General features: G+C 41.3%; 15 protein-coding genes. 10 read left to right on the top strand and 5 right to left on the bottom strand.

Annotation, left to right across the window (positions count from 1 at the left end):
• Positions 1-47: 47 nt before the first annotated feature.
• The 3 genes from J7E32_RS05305 to J7E32_RS05295 all read right to left on the bottom strand — a co-directional run bounded on the left by J7E32_RS05305 (position 48) and on the right by J7E32_RS05295 (position 3,061).
• Positions 48-1,214: a CapA family protein gene (locus J7E32_RS05305; protein ID WP_214904667.1), complete on the bottom strand. Its 1,167-nt coding sequence runs from the start codon at positions 1,212-1,214 to the stop codon at positions 48-50.
• 584 nt (positions 1,215-1,798) lie between these two features.
• Entirely contained in the window at positions 1,799-1,987 is a 189-nt protein-coding gene (locus tag J7E32_RS05300) for a hypothetical protein (protein ID WP_214904665.1), read from the bottom strand.
• Between the two features lie 105 nt (positions 1,988-2,092).
• The gene (locus J7E32_RS05295; RefSeq protein WP_214904663.1) at positions 2,093-3,061 is read right to left on the bottom strand and encodes an ATP-binding protein; all 969 of its coding nucleotides are present in this window, start codon (positions 3,059-3,061) and stop codon (positions 2,093-2,095) included.
• Between the two features lie 232 nt (positions 3,062-3,293).
• Between J7E32_RS05295 and J7E32_RS05290 the strand changes: the two genes are divergently transcribed.
• Positions 3,294-4,124 carry an STAS domain-containing protein gene (locus tag J7E32_RS05290; protein ID WP_214904662.1) on the top strand — a complete coding sequence of 277 codons (831 nt, stop codon included), beginning with the start codon at positions 3,294-3,296 and terminating at the stop codon, positions 4,122-4,124.
• A 141-nt stretch (positions 4,125-4,265) separates the two neighbouring features.
• Here the strand turns inward: J7E32_RS05290 and plsY are convergent, their stop codons facing one another.
• Positions 4,266-4,853 carry a glycerol-3-phosphate 1-O-acyltransferase PlsY gene (plsY, locus tag J7E32_RS05285; protein ID WP_214904660.1) on the bottom strand — a complete coding sequence of 196 codons (588 nt, stop codon included), beginning with the start codon at positions 4,851-4,853 and terminating at the stop codon, positions 4,266-4,268.
• A gap of 241 nt (positions 4,854-5,094) precedes the next feature.
• Between plsY and J7E32_RS05280 the strand changes: the two genes are divergently transcribed.
• The 7 genes from J7E32_RS05280 (at position 5,095) to helD (ending at position 15,223) form a co-directional block, all read left to right on the top strand.
• On the top strand, positions 5,095-6,531 hold the full coding sequence (locus J7E32_RS05280; protein ID WP_214904657.1) for a phospholipase D family protein: 1,437 nt from the start codon (positions 5,095-5,097) through the stop codon (positions 6,529-6,531).
• 229 nt (positions 6,532-6,760) lie between these two features.
• The gene (locus J7E32_RS05275) at positions 6,761-8,068 is read left to right on the top strand and encodes a purine/pyrimidine permease (RefSeq protein WP_214904655.1); all 1,308 of its coding nucleotides are present in this window, start codon (positions 6,761-6,763) and stop codon (positions 8,066-8,068) included.
• A 106-nt stretch (positions 8,069-8,174) separates the two neighbouring features.
• Positions 8,175-8,588, top strand: a complete 414-nt coding sequence (locus tag J7E32_RS05270) for a CoA-binding protein (RefSeq protein ID WP_214904651.1) — start codon at positions 8,175-8,177, stop codon at positions 8,586-8,588.
• A gap of 100 nt (positions 8,589-8,688) precedes the next feature.
• Positions 8,689-9,801, top strand: a complete 1,113-nt coding sequence (locus tag J7E32_RS05265) for a sugar diacid recognition domain-containing protein (RefSeq protein ID WP_214904649.1) — start codon at positions 8,689-8,691, stop codon at positions 9,799-9,801.
• A gap of 121 nt (positions 9,802-9,922) precedes the next feature.
• A complete protein-coding gene (locus tag J7E32_RS05260) occupies positions 9,923-11,191 on the top strand; it encodes a GntP family permease (RefSeq protein WP_214905030.1) in 1,269 nt (422 codons plus the stop codon).
• Positions 11,192-11,279: 88 nt separating this feature from the next.
• Complete coding sequence (locus J7E32_RS05255) at positions 11,280-12,413, top strand: glycerate kinase (RefSeq protein ID WP_214904647.1); 1,134 nt, start codon at positions 11,280-11,282, stop codon at positions 12,411-12,413.
• A 482-nt stretch (positions 12,414-12,895) separates the two neighbouring features.
• Positions 12,896-15,223 carry an RNA polymerase recycling motor HelD gene (gene helD / locus J7E32_RS05250; RefSeq protein ID WP_214904645.1) on the top strand — a complete coding sequence of 776 codons (2,328 nt, stop codon included), beginning with the start codon at positions 12,896-12,898 and terminating at the stop codon, positions 15,221-15,223.
• Positions 15,224-15,273: 50 nt separating this feature from the next.
• On the opposite strand, the gene J7E32_RS05245 is transcribed toward helD, so the two are convergent.
• Complete coding sequence (locus tag J7E32_RS05245) at positions 15,274-16,665, bottom strand: S8 family peptidase (protein WP_214904642.1); 1,392 nt, start codon at positions 16,663-16,665, stop codon at positions 15,274-15,276.
• A 442-nt stretch (positions 16,666-17,107) separates the two neighbouring features.
• Here J7E32_RS05245 and parE point away from each other — a divergent pair, with 442 nt between their 5' ends.
• A complete protein-coding gene (gene parE, locus J7E32_RS05240; RefSeq protein ID WP_214904639.1) occupies positions 17,108-19,087 on the top strand; it encodes a DNA topoisomerase IV subunit B in 1,980 nt (659 codons plus the stop codon).
• A complete protein-coding gene (parC, locus tag J7E32_RS05235) occupies positions 19,084-21,525 on the top strand; it encodes a DNA topoisomerase IV subunit A (protein WP_214904638.1) in 2,442 nt (813 codons plus the stop codon). Before parE ends, parC begins: the two co-directional genes overlap by 4 nt.
• Positions 21,526-21,611 lie beyond the last annotated feature (86 nt).

Genomic DNA, 21,611 nt, shown 5'->3' with positions numbered 1-21,611 from the left:
TTATAACATAAGCAATGCCCGGTCTTCATGGACCGGGCACTCTCACCTTATTCTTTTATAAATTGAGTCATATGATGCATGATCTCATTATATTTATTTTCTGCACCAGCAAGACCGAATTTACCGGCTTCTTGCAAAGGAACCACCTGGTAATTCCTTTGCCTGCTGCTTGAAACAAAGGTTGGAAGAAACTCAGGTTTTTCCAATACGATTTTATTACCTTCCGGAGTGATGGTTTTAGTTATTTCTACAGTGGCAAGACCGCCGATATCTTTATAGTCCCACATTTGCCCGGACAGGAAATTGCCCAGAGAAAAGACCACCAATGCTTTTCTTCCGTCTGTTGCCGTCAGCCACTCCATAGGCTGAAGTACATGCGGGTGATGGCCAAAGATGATATCGACACCCTCATCAACAATAAACTGGGCAAGATCCTTTTGTTCAGTTGTAGGGAAGCGCTGGTATTCATTTCCCCAGTGGATACTCATGACCACAACATCAGACTCTGCTTTAGCGCGATGAATCTCAGCCTTCATTGCTTCTCTGTCAATGAGATTCACGAGATGATCCTTGCCGATAGGGACTGGAATCCCGTTCGTTCCATAGGTGTATGATAAATAGGAAACATCAATCCCATTTTTATTCATTATGCGCAGTTTTTGCTGGTCGGCATCATCCTTGTATGAACCTACATAAGGAAGACCGGCAGCTTCCATGTTTTTAATAGAAGCCATCACACCTTTTTCAGACTTATCGAGCGAATGGTTATTCGCATTTGAAACAATATCCACTCCGGCATCGATAAACGCCTCACCCACTTCAACAGGACTATTGAACATAGGATAGCTTGACAGTCCGATTTCCACTCCGCCAAGAAGCGTTTCCTGGTTCGCCAGCAATAGGTCAGGTTCAATTAAATATTCCTTAACATTACTGAGCATCGGTTTGAAATCATAACCAGGGTTCACGAAGGCATCTTCGTAAACCGTATCGTGGATCAAGATATCGCCGATTGCTCCTAATTTCACTTTCTCCACAAAGCTCTTTCCAGAAACATCATAGCTTCTCTCAAGATGTGATTTTTGAGATTTGACTGTAACACTTGGTGTTTTTGCCTCGGCTTCATGGTACATCTGAAATGTTAATACAGATGCCAAAACACCTAAGCCAGCAAACAAGGCCAGTCCCAAAGGTTTTTTCTTCTTTTTTCTCATATTAATCTCCCCAGATTAGAATGAGGCATTTTTATTTTTAAGCCCCTAAGGATAATATATTATAAGAATGATGATTAATGTATAAATTTCAGTATGATTTTCATATTTTTGTCATAATTCGATAAATTTTTTGACAAAAAGTATATTGTTAATAATAACTAAGAGAGGGAGAGTGGATATGTTTAAAATTACTGATAGCGCATATAAAATATTGCTCAAAGCTATCAAAAAGGAAAGTGCAAATGGGGAAAAGCTTTATGTCCGGCTGACGATGGGAATCGGCTGAGGAGGACCTCAGCTTAAAGTTGCTCTGGAGGAGCAGCCATTAACCAATGATCAGATTTTTACATTTGACGAGGTTTCAATCCTGATTCATAAGGGGGATTCAGTTTACTTCGATAATACCAAACTAGATTATTTAAAAGATGTTTTCGGTTCAGGAAAGTTTAAACTCCTTAAAGTGTAAGCTGTTATAAGTAAAAAATGCGGTTCCTGAGGGACCGCATTTATTAATGTATTTGGGTATCAGTACATCCTGTGGGCTACTTGTAGAGCTCGTAAGTTTAAGAGAGACGGAAACTATACTACCACTCCATTTTTTCCAGGAAATCCATTAGTTCGTTCATATTCTTTATTTTTATTGTAGATGGACCATTTTTGTCATTGTCATGAATATCAGTCAGAAATTCAACAATAAAATCATCTGGCGACGTTACATCAGCTGTTGTGGTTGTGTACACATAATTTTCAGCCAGCTTTATAACTTCTTCCATTTCAATCCGCCTTCTTTCTCCTGTTCTTACCTACATTTTACCAGTGAAGGAAGAAGGGAACTGTGTTCAATTTGACAATTTTTCGACTAATCGGAAAGCTGTAAATTAAATAGCGGGGAGGGAAAATTCGAATATGGTCTTTAAGGGTTGAGTGGTAACCGTCATTTCTCCGCCATGATTTTCTATTATTTGCTTGCTGATTACAAGCCCCATACCGGTTCCGTCAGTTTTTGTAGTATAGAATGGAGTGAAGATTTTTTTCAGAGAGTATTCATCAATTCCAGTCCCATTATCTAATACACTGACATGAATGACACCAGCATCTTCATTCACAACCAATTTTATAGAACCTTTATTCCCACTATTTCCTTCAACAGCCTCAATGGCATTTTTCAATAAATTAATTAACACTTGTTTGATCGCATTTTCATCTGCCAGTACATACAACTCATAATCAGGAAGTTCAATATCTATCTCGATATCCTTGAGAATCGACTCACTTGAAAAAAGCTTGAACATGCTTGCAGCTAACTTGTTAACAGATATCTTCTTTTTCTCAGATGAGGCAGGTTTCAATACAGAAAGAAATTCAGTCAGTAAGCAGTTGGCCCGATTAAGTTCATCAAGAGCTACATCTGCAAACTCCTGCTGGCCGGCAGCCTGCAGTTCCGGCTGGAGCAACTGGATAAAACCCTTGATCGTTGTCAGCGGATTCCTTATTTCATGTGCTAACCCGGCCGCCAAATGGCTCGCTGAAGCAGCTTGAAAATCACCTGTGGCTGATTGAATAGCCAGTTGTAAATTCTTTAAAGTTTGCTGTTTTTCAATAATTTCTTGTTCGAGCTTGAGATTTTTGTTTTCAAGAATTGCTTTTTCTTGATATAAATCAACCATTGTCAACCCATCCTTCGTAATTGCCAGGTTATGATATGGGAAAGAGTTTCCGATTGATAAGAAAGTTGGAAATAGAACAAGGTTTTCTAGTCCTGCTAAGATTAAGCTACTGGCATATGGCCGTTTCTTCTCCATTCCAGCACTGAATTGTACGCGTGGAAAATATTTAATAGCTTCCATCTGTATCCCTTCTTATTTAAAAATACTTTTGAACTGTGTTTGTTTGAAGCAATCAAGATTCGGGTAATTTCATCAGGAATTCACAATCTTTAACCTGGGCAACCTAAATTCGATTTCTTTCGAATGTATATGACATAATCATTTAAATTATACCAGCAAAAGCATGTATTTTTTTATAAAGAACAAAAAATATTCTAAAAAGAACTTTTTTGTGACAAAAAGGAGCTACGAGATGGATAGAGCAATTCACTTATTTAAAAATTTCCTGACTGAAAGGGAAGAAAAGGTAACAGCCAATATATTAAAGTCAATTGATAAAAATCAGCCAGAAACGTACATTAAATTAATAAAAGTGAATTTGTATAAAGAACAAATAGAAGAACTAATTCATTTGCTTGAAAGTTTTTTAACAGGGGAAATAGATGATGAAAGAATAAATGATTGGGGAAATCGGGTAAGTGAAGATAAAGTGCGACTAGGTCTTTCGCTGAGTCAATCAGTTCAGCATTTTAATAGTATCCGTGGGGCGCTATGGGAAGAACTCTCTGATATGGCAGATAAAATAAATGATCTTAGCGCGAAAGAAATGTTAAGGTTAAGCAATCTCGTTAACGACTTCATTGACGGTTTAATCCTCACTTTCACGAATTCCTATACTGGACAGGCCAATAAGCGCCTTAGAGCACAGCAGGAGGTCATTGATGAATTGAGCACACCTGTCATTTCCATTGTTGATGGAGTGGCCGTTTTGCCGATCATTGGCGATATTGATACTCATAGAGCAAGGATATTGATGGAGCATACCCTGCGTGAAACGAAGAATAAAGAAGTTGACTGCCTGATCATGGATCTTTCTGGGGTTTTCATAGTTGATACAATGGTTGCGCAAGAGCTTTTCAAAATAATAGACAGCCTTAAACTTACTGGAGTGGATGTGAATCTGACGGGCATGAGGCCTGAACTAGCACACTCAGTCGTGACACTTGGCATCAATTTCGATAACGTAAAAATGTATAGCAATCTGGGAAAAGCACTAAAGGCCTTTGGGATCGTCCGGAAATAGTTAACTCAATTGTATTGGTTAGCAGGAAAGCGAAGCGGCAGGAACGGAAAATCAGCAGCCAAATAGAACAAAGCTCTTAGCTAAAAAAGCCGTCAAACCTATTCAAGGTTTGACGGCTAATTTTGTTGTTGTTAACTGATATTAAAGCCACTTGATTTTCGGCTCGGTTTTATTGCGGATTCTCTCAATATTAGCCCTGTGCCTGTAAGTAACAAAGGTGGCCAGGACAGCGACAACCACGATTAGCGGAAGGTCCTGGGTAAACAGAGAGTAAATGAACGCTGCTATACCAGTTAGAATCGAAGAAAGAGAAACATACTTTGTAATGTACAAGCTGATGAAAAAGATAACGAGCATGAGTAAGAATAATATCGGTATGTACGCCAGTAAAACTCCACCGGAAGTAGCGACCGCTTTGCCGCCTCTAAATCCTGCAAAAACAGGGTACATGTGTCCAATTACAGCAAACACCCCTACTAAAAGCATATGGAGACCATCAGCATTCAGAAGCAAAGGCAGAAAAGCTGCAAGAGTCCCTTTCAAGACGTCAGCAATACTTACTACTAAACCAGCTTTTACCCCTAATGTCCGGAATGTATTTGTACCGCCTAAATTTCCGCTCCCATGTTCTCGGATGTCTTTGCCATAGAATGCTTTTCCGATTATGAGTCCAGAAGGTATTGAACCAAGCAAGTAAGCTAGAATAATGATGATTGCGTTTAATGCCATGAAATATTCTCCTTTTAAGATTTTAAGGTTCTTTTATTTTACCATGTTCTCTTAAAAACTCCATGCAAATCTTGAACAAAACTGATTAATGGCCTATGGCCAGCTTATTATATAGTATCTGTTTTATTTGCAATTAGATTATTTCGCTCATTAATTGCGTTACTCTTTGCTTGCTAAGTTTATAACTTGCTGAAGAAGTGAATAAGGAAGTATATTATTCTATTTTAAGGAGTCCTTCTATATGAGGATCGGAAAAAGTTTATCGAAGAGAAAAACGTTATTGATTTTACTCATGCTGGCATTAATCGTAATCGTAAATGCTGTCTATCATACGCATAAAGATCTGCCTGATGGCTTATCGTATGAGGGAAAAGTCCATAACGTCCAAGAGGTTCGTTTTTTATATGATTTAACCTACAAGGGGACAGATGGTGAAAAAAAGTATGAGCATGAAATATTCGATACGGTAAAGAAAGGGATTGAGGAAGCAGAGGATTTCATCGTCCTGGATATGTTTTTATTCAATGGCTATTATAAAGAAGATATGGGGTATCCGGAAATAAGTGAATCGATCGGTGAAAAGCTTATAGCTCAGAAGAAAAAGCATAAGGATCTCACAATTGTGTTCATCACTGATGAAATTAATTTGACATACGGTTCCCACAAATCGGGAATCTTGAAAGAACTTCGTGAAAATGACATAAAAGTGATTTTTACCAATCTAGATCCGCTGAGGGATTCCAATCCATTATATACAGGAGTTTGGAGGGCGTTTTTCCAGTGGTTTGGGCAATCAGGAGAAGGCTGGATTCCAAATCCAATGGCAAAGAATGCTCCGGACGTGACACTTCGTTCCTATCTTGAGCTAATGAACCTTAAGGCTAATCACAGGAAAGTATTCGTCACTGAGAAAACAGCTATCGTTTCATCTGCGAATCCTCATGATGCTAGCGGCTTCCACTCAAATATAGCCTTTGAAACAAGCGGAAATATAATTGGGGACATTCTAGAATCTGAGCAGGCAGTGGTCGATTTCTCAGGGGGAGGAAGCCTTCCTGATTACACACCTGTAGAAGAGAAAGGGTCTATTAAGATCCAGGTTTTGACGGAAGGGAAAATACTCAAGCATCTCCTCAACGAACTGAAAAAGACAGGGAAGGGAGATCAAATTTGGATAGGAATGTTCTATTTGGCCGAAAGGAAGGTCATCGACGAAATCGACAAGGCCGCTGATCGGGGAGCGAAAATCAAAATTATCTTGGATCCAAATACGAATGCGTTTGGCAATCAGAAATCGGGCCTACCCAACATTCCTGTTTCAGAAGAAATTATGGAATTTGGAAGCGAAAATATCGAAATAAAATGGTATAATGCCGGCCAGGAGCAATATCATACAAAAATGATATTCTTTGACCGTGGTAAAAACAGCGTGATTCTCGGGGGTTCTGCAAACTTTACCCGACGAAATCTCGATGATTTAAACCTTGAAACCAACATGAAGATAACAGCCGCTTCTGACAGTCAAGTTATCAAAGATGTTGACCGGTATTTCAAAAGAATATGGAATAACGACGGAGCCAGGTTTACACTTGACTATGAAGAAAATAAGGACAAACTGACTCCATTTAAATATATTATTTACTGGATTCAGAGGATTTTATGGTTCACAAGCTATTAGCGGCAAGGGCATCTTTAATTCGGATGCCCTTTTTCCTTTTTATATTGGTTTGCAGGATAATCCAAATAATGCTTCTTATTTACAATATCCTTAAGTACGATATTATTATAGGCGAAGGAAAAAGGACGTCTCCTATTGAATTAGGATAAATATCCTCTCTCTTATAAAAACATGGATTTAATTTCTGGAAATATTGATAACTATTACGCCAAGAAAATGGAGATTTTAAATGAAGACATTCTTATCAGCCATTCAGTGGATGGCATTCATTATTGCTGGTTCAATCGTAGCTCCGATTGCCATTGCAGATTTATTTCAATTGAATGATTTGGAGACGACAGGACTTGTTCAGAGGACAATGTTTGTATTGGGCATTTCTGGTCTATTGCAGGCCCTGATCGGACATCGCTTGCCTATTAACGAGGGGCCAGCCGGTCTTTGGTGGGGTGTATTCACAATATATGCAGGGTTAAGTGCCACTCTGTTTTCATCAAACATTGAAACTCTGCAGGCATTAGAAGGAGCAATGATCATCAGTGGGATTGTATTCTTCCTGCTAAGCTTATTCAAGCTTATTGATAAGCTGGCAAAGCTGTTTACACCCGTAGTGAGCGGGATTTATTTGCTTTTGCTCGTCATTCAATTAAGCGGCTCATTTCTTAATGGAATGGTTGGACTTGGTGGCGGAAGAACCGAAGTCAGTCTTCCTATCGCTTTTTTTAGCATGTTTTTGGTGGGCATCACTTTCTATCTGACACGACATCAAATTAAATGGGTCAGCCAGTATGCAATTTTAATAAGCCTGGCCGCTGGCTGGTTGGTTTTTTCAATTTTGGGCCTGGGAAAAGCGTACGAAGGATACAATGGAGCAGCAATTGCCCTTCCAGAGTTTTTGGCATTCGGGCCTCCCATCTTCGATTCAGGGTTAATCGTGACTTCTATCTTTATCACATTCCTGTTAATCACCAACATGCTAGCTAGCATTAGGGTTACTGGACAAGTTTTAAAAGATATGGGGGCTGAAAATGCTGATTTCCGTTATCAGGCCAGCGGTTTTACAGCTGGTATCAATCAGCTGCTCGGAGGATTTTTCTCTGCGATTGGCTCTGTCCCCATCTCTGGTGCAGCTGGATTTATCGCAACAACTGGAATTACAAGAATTACGCCTTTTATCATAAGCTCACTGCTGATCGTCGTTGCCAGCATGCTGCCCCATGTGATGTCTTTGTTCGCTTCACTGCCTGCACCCGTTGGCTATTCAGTCACATTTGTTATATTCGTCAATATGATTGGAATCGCTTTTTCGGAATTCGACCGTGAGAATGATAAAAAGAGGGTTCGGGTCGTTGTTGGAACTTCGCTGATGGCTGGTGTTGGGGCAATGTTTCTTCCGGGTGAAGCTTTCCGCAGCGTACCGCCTGTCCTTGTATCCATACTTAATAATGGTTTAATTCTTGGAACCTTGATTGCCGTTGTCTCTGACCAATTTACATTGATGAAGAAAAGAGGCATGGACAAACTAAAATTTCGCAGTTAATAAAACTTGTTTTCATCCATTATGAATAGGCAGTTTGTTTTCTAGTCTTCATAATTTTGAGATAAAATAAGATCAGGGTCATAATAATCCATAGGAGTGAGATAATATGGCAATTAAAAATCCAGACCGGGAAGAAATCGGCCAAATCCTTAAGAAGGCAAAAAGGATTGCCGTTGTTGGATTGAGCGACAATCCACAGCGGACTTCCTATATGGTATCGCAGGCAATGCAATCAGCAGGCTATGAAATCATCCCTGTCAATCCTACTGTTGACGAAGTACTTGGAGTTAAAGCGGTTAAAACACTTGAAGAGATCGAAGGCCACGTAGATATCGTAAATGTTTTCCGCCGTTCGGAATACTTGATGGAGGTCGCGAAGGAATTTGCAGAAATTGATGCCGACGTTTTTTGGGCTCAGCTAGGACTTGAAAATGAGGAAGCCTATAATTTCCTTAAAGATAAAGGCTATACCGTGATTATGGACAGATGCATTAAAGTGGAACACGCTTTAACAAAATAATCTTTGCGCGTGAGGACTAATGTTCTCACGCTTCTCTTTTGTTTCGGCAAATAATCGGTCATAATGATAGTTATTCAAGTTGGCAAGGCAGGGTTTTGAGATGGAATTATTAAACAAACAGCTAGCTCAAGAAATTGTAGACAGAACTATGGGAATCATCGGTAAAAATATTAATATAATGGATAACCATGGCGTAATTATTGGATCAGGCGACAAAAAGCGCATTGATGATGTCCATGACGGTGCAGTCATTGTGATCAAACAAGGGACCGGTTTTGAAATAACCGAAGATGAGGCTAAAAGGCTTCATGGTGTAAAGCCAGGCATCAACCTGCCCATTTATTTTGATGAGAAAATCATGGGCGTTATAGGGATTACGGGTTCTCCAAATGAAATTAGAAACTTCGGAGAGCTTGTACGCATGGCTGCTGAGCTCAGCCTTCAGCAGGCAGTATTGATGAATGAAATACAATGGGATCAGAGGCTTAAAGAAGAACTTGTCAGCCAAATCATTCATTACGAAGGCCAACATGACCCGCTTTTCCTTGAAAGGGCTATGCGTCTGGAAATTGATCTGGAACTTCCCCGGGCAGCTATTGTCATCAAAACTTCGGACCGTAAGAGAACATTCACATATTTAAAAAGCCGAATGCAAAAAGAAGACCTGATCCTGATGCAGCATGACAGGATTGTTATTTTAAAAGGGATTCCTCAAATCGACAATGATCAGTATCTAAAAAAGATAACAGAAGGATGGCTTAGTGGGTTAAAAATGAATGGGGATTACCAGGTGAAAATTGGCGTTGGTCAATACCATGAGGGATTGTCAGGATTGACCAAGTCCTACCGCCAGGCGGTCCATACATTAATATCCGGCCTGAAATTGACACCACAAAAAGACACTTTCATGTATGAAGACTATTATCTTCCTGTATTTCTTTTAAATGCGTCAAAAACAGGCCTGGCCGAAGATTTAAAACCTTTCTTTCATTCATTAAAGGAAAGGGATGTAAAGGGAGAGCTCACAGAATCGTTAAGAGTGTTTATCGAAACAAACGGAGACATGAACAAGGCTGCACAAGAACTGTTTGTACATCGTAATACGCTTCGATACCGTCTTGATAAAATAACGGAAATAACCGGGAAGGATCCCCGCAAAACGGCTGACCTGCTTCATTTGTATTTATCGTTTCTAAATAATGAACTAGAATGAATTGTGCAAATGCACAAAAGATCTGTTGTATTACAGGTCTTTTTTTGATGGTTTGACTAATGTAAATAGATAAGACAGCGCTTACAATGGAGTTACAAAATGATTTATAGGAGGCATCATGATGGATATTCAAGTAAGCGCTTTCGGCGCAATCGTTGCACTTATTGTTGCTATTTTCCTTATTTTAAAGAAGGTTTCACCAGCGTATGGAATGATCGCCGGAGCCCTGATCGGAGGACTTGTAGGCGGAGTAGATGTTACAAATACTGTGACCTTGATGATGGAAGGTGCAAAAGGGATTATACCCGCAGTTTTAAGAATCCTGGCTGCTGGTGTGCTTGCTGGTGTCTTGATTGAATCGGGTGCTGCTGCAGTAATCGCAGAAACAATCGTTAAAAAAGTTGGCGACACACGAGCACTGCTTGCACTTGCGATCGCAACAATGATCCTTACTACTGTCGGGGTATTTGTTGATGTCGCTGTCATCACTGTTGCGCCGATTGCACTTGCCATCGCAAATAGAGCTGGTATTTCCAAAACAGCTATCCTGCTTGCGATGATCGGCGGCGGTAAGGTTGGAAATATCATGTCACCCAATCCGAATGCAATAGCTGCTTCAGATGCATATGGAATTCCCTTGACTTCTGTTATGGCTGCAGGAATCATTCCAGCTATTTTCGGATTGACTGTCACTTATATTTTAGCTAAGAAGCTAGTTAATAAAGGCTCTAACGTTACAGCTCAGGAAAGTGAAACAGCAGTTCAAGGGAAACTTCCGTTAATTGTCCCAGCGATTGTCGCGCCATTGGTGACAATCATCCTGCTTGCACTTCGTCCTTTGTTTGATATTAACATCGACCCAATGATCGCCCTGCCTGCAGGCGGGATTGCCGGAGCTCTTGCGATGGGACGAATCAGACATATCAATGACTATGCAGTGGCAGGCCTCGGCAAAATGTCTGGTGTAGCTATTATGCTCCTTGGTACAGGTACACTAGCAGGAATCATCGCTAATTCAGGTTTAAAGGATGTCCTGATTAACAGCCTGGATGCCCTTGGCCTTCCGGCATTCGTTCTTGCCCCTGTATCTGGTATTTTCATGTCGGCTGCAACTGCTTCGACAACAGCAGGAACAGCTGTTGCTTCCCAGGTATTCGGATCAACAATTCTTGAAATGGGAGTCACTGCAATAGCAGGTGCTGCCATGGTTCACGCTGGTGCAACAGTACTAGATCACCTTCCGCATGGAAGTTTCTTCCACGCAACAGGCGGAAGTGTAAACATGGAAATCAAAGAACGTTTGAAATTAATTCCTTACGAAACAGCTGTCGGTTTGACGCTTGCAATCGTATCGACACTAATCTTTGGTATCTTCAAGTTCTTCAGTTAAGTAAAATGGGTCTGGATTTTCTAAGAAGTCCGGACCTTTCATTTCAGTGTAATAATACTCCGGTATCCAATGAGAGGAGAAAACGAGCATGAAAATTGTAATAGCACCTGATTCATTTAAAGAGAGCCTTACCGCGCTTGAGGCCGCTACAGCAATCGAGAATGGCATGAAAAAAATCCTTCCAGAGGCAAGCTTTGTAAAAGTACCTATGGCAGATGGAGGCGAAGGAACTGTTCAATCCCTCGTTGATGCAACAGGAGGGAAAATCATCACAAAAATAGTAACAGGGCCGCTTGGTACTCCGGTTGAAGCATTTTTCGGTATTTCCGGTGATGAAAAAACTGCGGTCATAGAGATGGCTGCCGCATCAGGACTTCATCTCGTGCCTTCTGGTGACAGAAACCCGCTGATTACTACAACACGGGGTACCGGTGAACTGATTGGCGCGGCTTTGGACTATGGTGTTGAACATATTATTATTGGAATTGGCGGAAGTGCCACTAATGATGGAGGAGCCGGAATGGCAAGAGCACTTGGCATCATGCTTCTGGATTCTGATGGAAAAGAAATAGGTGAGGGTGGAGGAGCATTAAATTCGCTTGCTGGTGTTAACATTGCTGGATTAGATAAACGGCTGGAATCGGTAAAAATTGATGTTGCCTGCGATGTGGATAATCCGTTAACAGGCAAGAGAGGCGCATCCCATATTTTCGGACCACAAAAAGGGGCAACACCAGAAATAGTTGAAGAATTGGACAATAACCTTCGCCATTTTGCTGATGTTATTCGTAAAGATCTTAACAAAGATATTGAACATGTTTCAGGCGCAGGCGCAGCAGGAGGACTTGGCGGTGGATTGCTGGCATTCCTGTCTGCCGAGTTAAAAAGAGGCGTTGACATTGTTCTGGAGGCTGCCAAGCTTGAAACCCATTTACAAGATGCCGATTTTGTTATAACCGGAGAAGGGAAGATTGATGGACAAACAATCTTTGGCAAAACCCCGATTGGCGTTGCGAAGACAGCGAAACGACACAATGTTCCGGTCATCGCGATCGCGGGTAATGTCGCATCAGACAGTGAAGTAGTGCATGAACATGGGATCGACGCGGTATTCAGCATAGTACCAGGTGTCATAACTCTACAAGACGCGTTCGAAAACGCCAGTACGTATGTTGAAAGAATTGCCGCAAACATCGCATCCGTAATCAAACTTGGCAAGTAATTATTCTTAAAAAAAACCATAAAAACCGCGCGCTGCAAATCAGCGTCGCGGTTTTTAAGTTTAAAAAGGTTAGATTTCGAATAAATATATATAGGATATTTGTAGAAAATAAAAAAGCACCTTCAAAGGTGGTTTTAGGTAAAGGCTGTTTTCGTAAAGATTGTTGTTAAAATCCTAAAGCCGATTTTAACGTAATAAAAGGCCATTTTGCAGTTCCGAATAAAGTTTGTACGCTCTTTTCTCATAAAAGAGTCAACTTTACCAAGAAAAACGGTCATATAATCATATATTGTAGTCAAATAGCAACAAAGTTTGAGAAAAGAGCCTAGGTAAAAGATATTTGTAATAAAAATAGGTACATAGTAAAATGAAAGTTGGCAGTGTTTATCTATAGTGCATACACATAATAATTCTATCATAACATTATCACATAAAACAGTGGCAGTCAAGTAAAAGAGCATTGAGTTTGGGAGTGATTTTTCATGGAAGAAAAGCAGATTAAAGATTTAGAAATGGAACATGAACGTGTTGAATCCATCATTGAGGAAATTGATAAAAAAGCAGCGAAATGGAATGAAAGTTCCAGTGATGTCGGCTCCGATGCTCTTCAGATCAGAAAAACCTTTTGGGAGGATGTTACAGTCAACTTTGATGAAGCTGACGATGTTGCAGAAACGTTCACGAGCATTAAGCAACAGGCAGCGCTATTGTCGGAGCGTGAACGGACACAATCCCAAATGGTCAAACAGCTTCAGACATTATCCCGCCTCAGGTTTTCTCCCTATTTCGGAAGAGTTGATTTTAAAGAAGATGGTGAAAATGAGGCTGAAAGAATTTACTTAGGCATTGCGACCCTAATGGATGAACAGGAAGAAAACTTCCTGATCTATGACTGGAGAGCCCCTATTTCCGGTCTATATTATGACTACTCACCCGGTCCGGCACAATATAAAACAGAAACAGAAGACATAAAAGGGGAAATGGAGCTAAAGCGCCAGTTTGTCATTAAGGGCGGCAAAATCAAAGCAATGTTTGAAACCGGGGTTACCATTGGTGATGAAATGCTCCAGGAAGTCCTCGGCAACAACGCTGATACCCAAATGAAAACCATTGTGGCAACGATCCAGAAGGAACAGAACCAAATCATTCGCAACGACTCAAGCAGTCTTGTTGTCGTCCAGGGTGTGGCAGGAAGCGGAAAAACATCAGCTGCCATGCAGCGCGTCGCGTATTTACTTTACAAGTATCGGAATATCATCACGTCGGAAAATATCATGTTATTTTCACCCAATCCGCTCTTCAATAGCTATGTTGCTACAGTTTTGCCGGAGCTTGGTGAAGAAAATATGCAGCAGGCCACATTCCAGGAGTATCTTTCAACACGGTTTGGCGCTGAATATGAACTAGAGGACCCTTTTGAACAAATGGAATTCCTGCTAGAAGCAGAAAAAAATGATGCTTATTTTGACCGGATTGAAAGTATACGTTTTAAGGCGGGTTTAGAGTTTAAAAAGTTATTGGATGATTACGCTGAGAAATTAGCCAGGGAAACGCTTGTCTTTAAGAGCTTAGGCTTAAAGAAACGGGCAATCATCTCAAAAAAAGACATAGCAGCATACTATGATTCACTTGATAACAGTATTTCAATTCCAAACAGAATTCAGCTTGTTAAGGAATGGCTGTTAAAGGAACTGAAGAAAAAAGCAAAAGCGGAAATGTCACAGGAATGGGTTGAAAAGGAGATTCAATTCCTTGAAAAGGAAGATTATCTAGAGGCATTTAAGCAAAGCCAGAAAAAACAGGGTGGAGCACATGATACCTTCCATGATTATGACCGTGAGCAGCAGTGGCTTTCGGAAATGGTAGTCAAGAGGCGTTTCAAGCCATTGTTCAATGCAGTAAAAAGATTGAAATTCATTAATATCAGAGCCATATACATGAATTTCTTTAAAGATACTCATTCCAAAATCGAGGCATTACCTAAAAATTGGGCCGCCGCATGTGAACAGTCAATCAGTAATTTGGAAAACAGATCTATTGCATATGAGGATGCAACTCCTTTTCTATACCTGCAAGATTTGATTGAAGGCAGGAAATCGAATACATCCATTCGCCATGTTTTCATTGATGAAGCCCAGGACTACACGCCTTTCCAGTTTGCATATATTAAAATGCTGTTTCCATACAGCAAGATGACATTGCTTGGTGATATAAACCAGGCGATTTACTCAGGACCAACAGGTGCACAAACGATCTTGGCGGAGTCAACTCCTGATTTTGGAGAAAAGGAACAATACAGGCTTACAAAGACATACAGATCAACGAAGCAAATTGTTGAATTTACCCGGCAACTGATTGAGGGAGGAGATATAATCGAGCCTTTCAATCGCACGGGGCCAAAGCCAGTGATCATCCCGAGCGGTGAAAGCAACGACCATAGTCTGAAGATAAATGAACTTATCTCCGAGTTGCAGGGATTAGGACATAAAAACATCGCGGTTATTTGTAAAACAGCCAAAGAGAGTAAAGCGGCTTTCGCGGGAGTCAAACTGGCGCATGATGCGAGATTGATTGAAAAAGGGACAATGACTTTTGAAAATGGGGTTAATGTCGTACCGACTTATCTCGCAAAAGGCATTGAATTCGACGCGGTGATTATTTACGATTCATCGTCCTACACAAGAATGGAAGAAAGGAAATTGTTATATACAGCTTGTACAAGAGCAATGCACGAGTTATATATCCTTTCCGTGGGAGAGCTTAGTCCGCTTCTGGAAGATGTTGATGAACAATTATATAATCTGGAATGACAGCAACAAGCCGCCAATATATTGGCGGCTTGTTTTTGTATTTTTTTCATTCACCTGAGCCAATCAAACAGCGTTTTTTCTTGTTCACTGACGCTTGGCAGTTCTTTACTCGCTTCCTGCAATGCTGAATTAACATCAATTAAGCCATTGCCATATTCAATATCTTTTCCTTGCTCGCCAAGGTCAATTGCGGAATTTTTAATGATCTTGATAACTTGTGAACTTTTCAACTCTGGATTAGCTGATTTGATTAGTGCAGCAAGACCGGCGACGTGTGGAGCGGCCATTGATGTACCAGAAAGGGCAGCGTATTGCTTATTAAAATATGTGCTAGGTATATATACACCTGGCGCAGCAATATCAATATAATCTCCGTAGTTTGAAAAGCTTGCTCTGTTCCCATTATAATCTACAGCTGCTACACTCAATACTTCTGGGTATGCCGAAGGATAGGTCGGCTGGTCTGATCCATCATTTCCGGCAGCAGATACCATGACGACATCTTTTTCAAATGCATATCTTACTGCTTCCTCAAGGACCTTTGAAGGCTGGTAATTGCCGAGACTTAAATTGATGACATCTGCACCGTGGTCAACAGCCCAGACAATCCCTTTTGCAATATCGAATGTGGTACCATAGCCTTTTGCTCCCATCGCTTTTATTGGCATGATTTTACTGAACCACGTCATGCCGGCAACACCCTCGTTATTATCTGTTTCCGAAGCAATAATCCCAGCTACATGGGTACCATGCCCATTATCATCATCAGGTTCACCTTTCTCATTGATGACATTATAGCCTTTAACAATCCGGTTCCTTAGATCAGGATGATCCAGATCAACACCAGTATCTACGATCGCAATTTCAATTTCTTCCGTTCCACGAGTTACCTTCCACCCTTGTTCCGTGCCTATGACAGGCAGATTCCATTGGTAATTCTCCTGGTAAAGCAGGTCATTAGGTCCATTCACTTCATTTTGCATTAAGATAAAATTAGGCTCAGAATACTCAATGTTTTCTCTCTGATTAAAATACTCAATCATTTCGGGCGTTTCCATCACTGTTGACCTGAAAATGTAAATTGAGTTTAGATGCTTGATGACCCAGCCTTTAATATCTCGTGTGATTTCGTCGATTTCTTCCATACTTGGTTCTTTTATAAAATCAACTGTAGCTTCATGGTCATAATAGTGACTAGTATCCTTCTTGTTATGAAAGATTAGAGTGACCTCTCCTTGTGTATCGAGTTGGTTCTTGATTTTCTCTCCCGATTTCACGTTATTGACTTTTGCCATAGACCGAGCCATCATAACTTGTTGTCCTGAAGAATGAATTCTGGCCCCAGGCTCTTTTTTAGCATCATTCCTGAATATTCCACCGGCAGTAAGTGCAAGAAGAAGGATTAATGCCGATCCAAGAAAGATTACCCTTGTTCTTCTCATAATTAAAAGGCCCCCATAAATGTATTTGTTCTTATGTTGCAGTACATCTTAAAAAATTAACGGCGGAAATCGCTGGGAGTTTAGCGGATTTTAAAAAAGGCGGTTAAGGTGGATTTTCTAAAAAATGAATTGAATCATCCATCTGAAAATAGGATAAAAAATGACATGAAAACTTCACATAAGTCTCCTAATAACCGTATTTTTATGACAAAATTCCAATTAATTCTTTAAATCCGTTTGCCAAATCCCAATTAATCGCTACAATTAAGCATAGACGCCATTCTTATGGTAAAATAACTAAGAGAACAATTGTTCTGATACTGATAAAAGGATACGTTGCACGTAATCTTTTAAATCAGAAAAGACGAATACTTAACGAAATCATTGACACTATACATAAAAACCGTCAATGTTGTTTGCAAGAAATGAAAGGGGTATGTTCGTGGCAAGAAATCAGCAAGCTTTTGATTATAATGATGATGCCATACAGGTACTTGAAGGTCTTGAAGCGGTTCGCAAAAGACCCGGTATGTATATTGGCAGCACAGATACACGGGGACTTCATCACCTCGTATACGAAATCGTTGATAACTCGGTAGACGAAGCACTAGGTGGCTACGGTAATCAAATCATCGTCAAAATCCATAAAGATAATTCCATAAGCGTCCAGGATAAAGGGAGAGGTATGCCTACCGGGATGCATAAGCTTGGCAAACCGACACCTGAAGTGATCCTTACCGTCTTGCACGCAGGCGGAAAGTTTGGTCAGGGCGGGTATAAAACAAGCGGAGGCCTTCATGGTGTAGGTGCTTCTGTTGTAAACGCATTATCAGAATGGCTGGTTGTAACCATCAAACGTGATGGCTTCGTCTATGAACAGCGTTTTGAAAATGGCGGGAAACCAGCCACGACGCTTGAAAAGATCGGAAAAACAAACCAATCAGGTACGACAATCCACTTTAAACCAGACCCTGAAATTTTCTCTACCCTAACATATAACTATGACACACTCTCAGAACGTCTTAGAGAGTCTGCCTTTTTGCTAAAAGGATTAAAAATAGAGTTAATCGATGAGCGCAATGATGTTAAGGATACTTTTCATTTTGAGACTGGGATACAGGCTTTCGTTGAATATTTGAACGAAGAAAAAGATGTGATGCATCCAGTTGTTAGCTTCGAAGGTGAATACAGCCAAATAGAAGTTGAATTTGCATTTCAATTTAACGATGGCTACTCAGAGAATGTGTTGTCATTCGTCAACAATGTCCGCACGAAAGATGGCGGTACACATGAAGCGGGTTCCAAAACAGCGATGACCCGTGTATTCAATGAATATGCCCGCAAGGTTGGCTTGCTCAAGGAAAAGGATAAGAACCTTGATGGAGCTGACATCCGAGAAGGTCTGGCAGGCATCATTTCCGTGCGCATTCCTGAAGAGCTGCTTCAGTTTGAAGGCCAGACAAAGGGAAAGTTGGGAACAAGCGAAGCAAGATCTGCCGTCGACTCAGTCGTTTCAGAGCACCTTTCTTATTTCCTTGAGGAAAATCCAGATATCAGTACATTACTGATCCGCAAGTCCATCAAGGCTTATCAGGCACGTGAAGCGGCCCGGAAAGCACGCGAGGATGCAAGAAGCGGGAAGAAGAGAAAGAGATCAGATGCGATACTATCCGGCAAACTGACTCCAGCGCAATCAAAGAATCCTGCGAAGAATGAACTTTACCTGGTAGAGGGTGATTCTGCTGGTGGTTCTGCCAAGCAGGGCCGCGATAGGAAATTCCAGGCTGTGCTCCCATTGCGCGGTAAAGTCATCAACACGGAAAAAGCAAAGCTGCAGGACATTTTCAAAAATGAAGAAATCAATACGATCATCCATGCGATTGGTGCCGGAGTTGGGTCAGACTTCAACGTCGAAGACATCAATTATGACAAAATCGTCATCATGACGGATGCTGATACTGATGGTGCCCATATCCAGGTACTCTTGCTGACGTTCTTTTACCGATATATGAAGCCGCTGATCGAAGCGGGTAAGGTATTCATTGCCCTGCCGCCGTTATATAAGGTCAGCAAGGGCACGGGCAAAAAAGAAATCATCGAATATGCCTGGAGCGACGAAGAGCTGAAGGACGCGATGAAGAAAGTCGGTAAAGGCTATATAATCCAGCGTTATAAAGGACTGGGAGAAATGAATGCCGACCAGCTTTGGGAAACGACGATGGATCCGGAGACGAGGACTTTGATCCGCGTGCGTATTGACGATGCAGCAAGAGCGGAGCGAAGAGTAACGACCCTTATGGGAGATAAGGTTGAACCACGCAGGAAGTGGATTGAATCCAATGTAGCGTTCGGCCTCGAGGAAGATGGAAACATCCTTGAAAATGAAAATATCTCAGTTGCAGAGGAGGTTGCTGACGAATGAGTTCAGTTGAAAAATTTCGTGACCTTCCTTTAGAAGACGTACTGGGCGACCGTTTCGGCCGCTATAGTAAATATATTATCCAAGAACGTGCACTTCCTGATGCTAGAGACGGACTCAAACCTGTTCAACGCAGGATTTTATATGCTATGCACGTAGAAGGCAATACAAATGAAAAGGGCTTCCGGAAATCAGCCAAGACAGTAGGAAACGTAATTGGTAACTACCACCCGCATGGTGATTCCTCTGTATATGAAGCAATGGTCCGTATGAGCCAGAATTGGAAAGTGCGGAACTACCTTGTCGAAATGCATGGGAATAACGGAAGCATTGACGGTGATCCGCCAGCAGCGATGCGTTATACAGAAGCAAGATTATCAGCAATCGCAGGTGAACTGTTAAGGGATATCGAGAAAAGAACCGTCGAGTTCATTCCGAATTTCGATGACACCTCAAGTGAACCTACGGTGCTTCCTGCGATGTTCCCTAATTTGCTGGTTAATGGATCTACCGGAATATCAGCGGGTTATGCGACTGATATTCCTCCGCATAATCTGGCGGAAGTGATTGATGGGGTCATCATGAGGATGGACAACCCTGCATGCACTGTTGAAGATCTGATGAAAGTGATCAAGGGGCCGGACTTTCCGACGGGCGGAATCATACAAGGTGTCGAAGGGATCGCTAAGGCATACAAGACTGGTAAAGGGAAGATCATTGTTCGCGGCAAAGCTGAAATCGAGGATATCCGTGGCGGCAAACAGCAGATCGTCATCACGGAAGTTCCTTATGAAATCAATAAAGCTAACCTGGTCAAGCGGATAGATGAATTCCGTCTCGACCGTAAAGTGGAAGGCATTTCGGAAGTGCGTGATGAAACAGACCGCACCGGCCTTCGTGTTGTCATTGAATTGAAGAAGGAAGCAGACGCAAACGGTGTTTTGCACTATCTTTACAAGAACAGTGATTTGCAGATTACCTATAACTTCAATATGGTTGCCATCAACAAGAAAAGACCTGTATTGATGGGACTTGCCGAGATGCTAGATGCTTATATTGAACACCAGAAGGATGTTGTAACTAAGCGTACCCAATATGACCTTCAAAAAGCGCGGGACCGCCAACATATCGTTGAAGGCCTCATAAAAGCTTTATCGATACTTGACCAGGTAATCGCAACGATTCGTGCTTCCAAAGATAAGCGCGACGCCAAGGATAACTTGATCAAAAAATTCGCCTTCACCGAAGTTCAGGCTGAAGCGATTGTATCCTTACAGCTATATCGTCTGACAAATACTGATATTACTGCCCTTCAAGCCGAGGCGGAAGAGCTTGCCAAGAAGGTAGAGGAACTTACCGCCATTCTGGGCAGTGAGAAGAAGCTATTATCTGTCATCAAAAAGGAACTGAAGGATGTCAAAAAGCGTTTCTCAGATGATCGCCGGACAAAAATTGAGGACGAGATTGAGGAAATCAAGATTAACCTTGAAGTCCTAATCGCAAGTGAAGACGTCATTGTAACCGTAACGAAGGATGGATACGTGAAACGGACAAGCCAGAGATCTTATGCCGCATCCAATGGTCAGGATTTCGCGATGAAGGATACGGATAGACTTTTATCACAGTTGAATATGAATACAACTGATGTCTTGCTGTTATTCACGAATAAAGGCAGCTACTTATACTTGCCTGTCCATGAACTACCGGACATCCGCTGGAAAGACCTTGGTCAGCATGTAGCAAATCTTGTGCCGTTAGACCGGGATGAAGACATCATCAAAGCTGTTCCAGTCACCGATTTCGCACAGAATTTATTCTTCTTATTTGTGACAAAGAATGGTATGGTAAAAAAATCCGAATTAAATCTTTATAAAGCTCAGCGATACTCCAAACCGCTAACTGCAATCAATGTCAAAGGTGACGACAGAGTCATCGACATACATGTAACCAATGGGGAGAAGGATTTATTCCTTGCTTCACATCTCGGTTATGCTTTATGGTTCAGCGAAGAAGAAATCAGTCCAATTGGAATCAGGGCAGCAGGCGTTAAGGGGATGAACCTGAAGGATGGAGATTATGTTGTCGGCGGGAAAATTATCGATAACAACCAAAGCCATTCTATCGTCATCGCTACGCAGCGTGGTGCCGTTAAGAAAATGAAGCTGTCAGAGTTCGAGAAGACTTCCCGTGCAAAACGCGGTGTTGTGATGTTGCGTGAACTGAAAGCAAACCCTCACCGAATTATTGGCGTGGAGGCTGTTCATAACGAGGATGAAGTATTCTTCCAGTCTGAAAAACAGCAAATTGTATCTGTGAAAGCTTCAGAATTAAGGTTCAGTGATCGATATACAAATGGATCTTTCCTGGTGGATGAAACTGAAACCGGAAAACTTACAGCCATTTGGAAAAGTGAGAATGAAAAGGATAAAAACTCACAATAGCTAGAGCATCAACAAAAAACACAGTAAAATTGCTGTGTTTTTTGTTTTTTTTACCATAATCAGGGTATTACATAGATAGCTTCCTC

Source organism: Bacillus sp. ISL-55 (genome assembly GCF_018613155.1).
Taxonomy (GTDB): Bacteria; Bacillota; Bacilli; order Bacillales; family Cytobacillaceae; genus Mesobacillus.
This window is presented reverse-complemented; position numbering and strand designations above follow the sequence as displayed.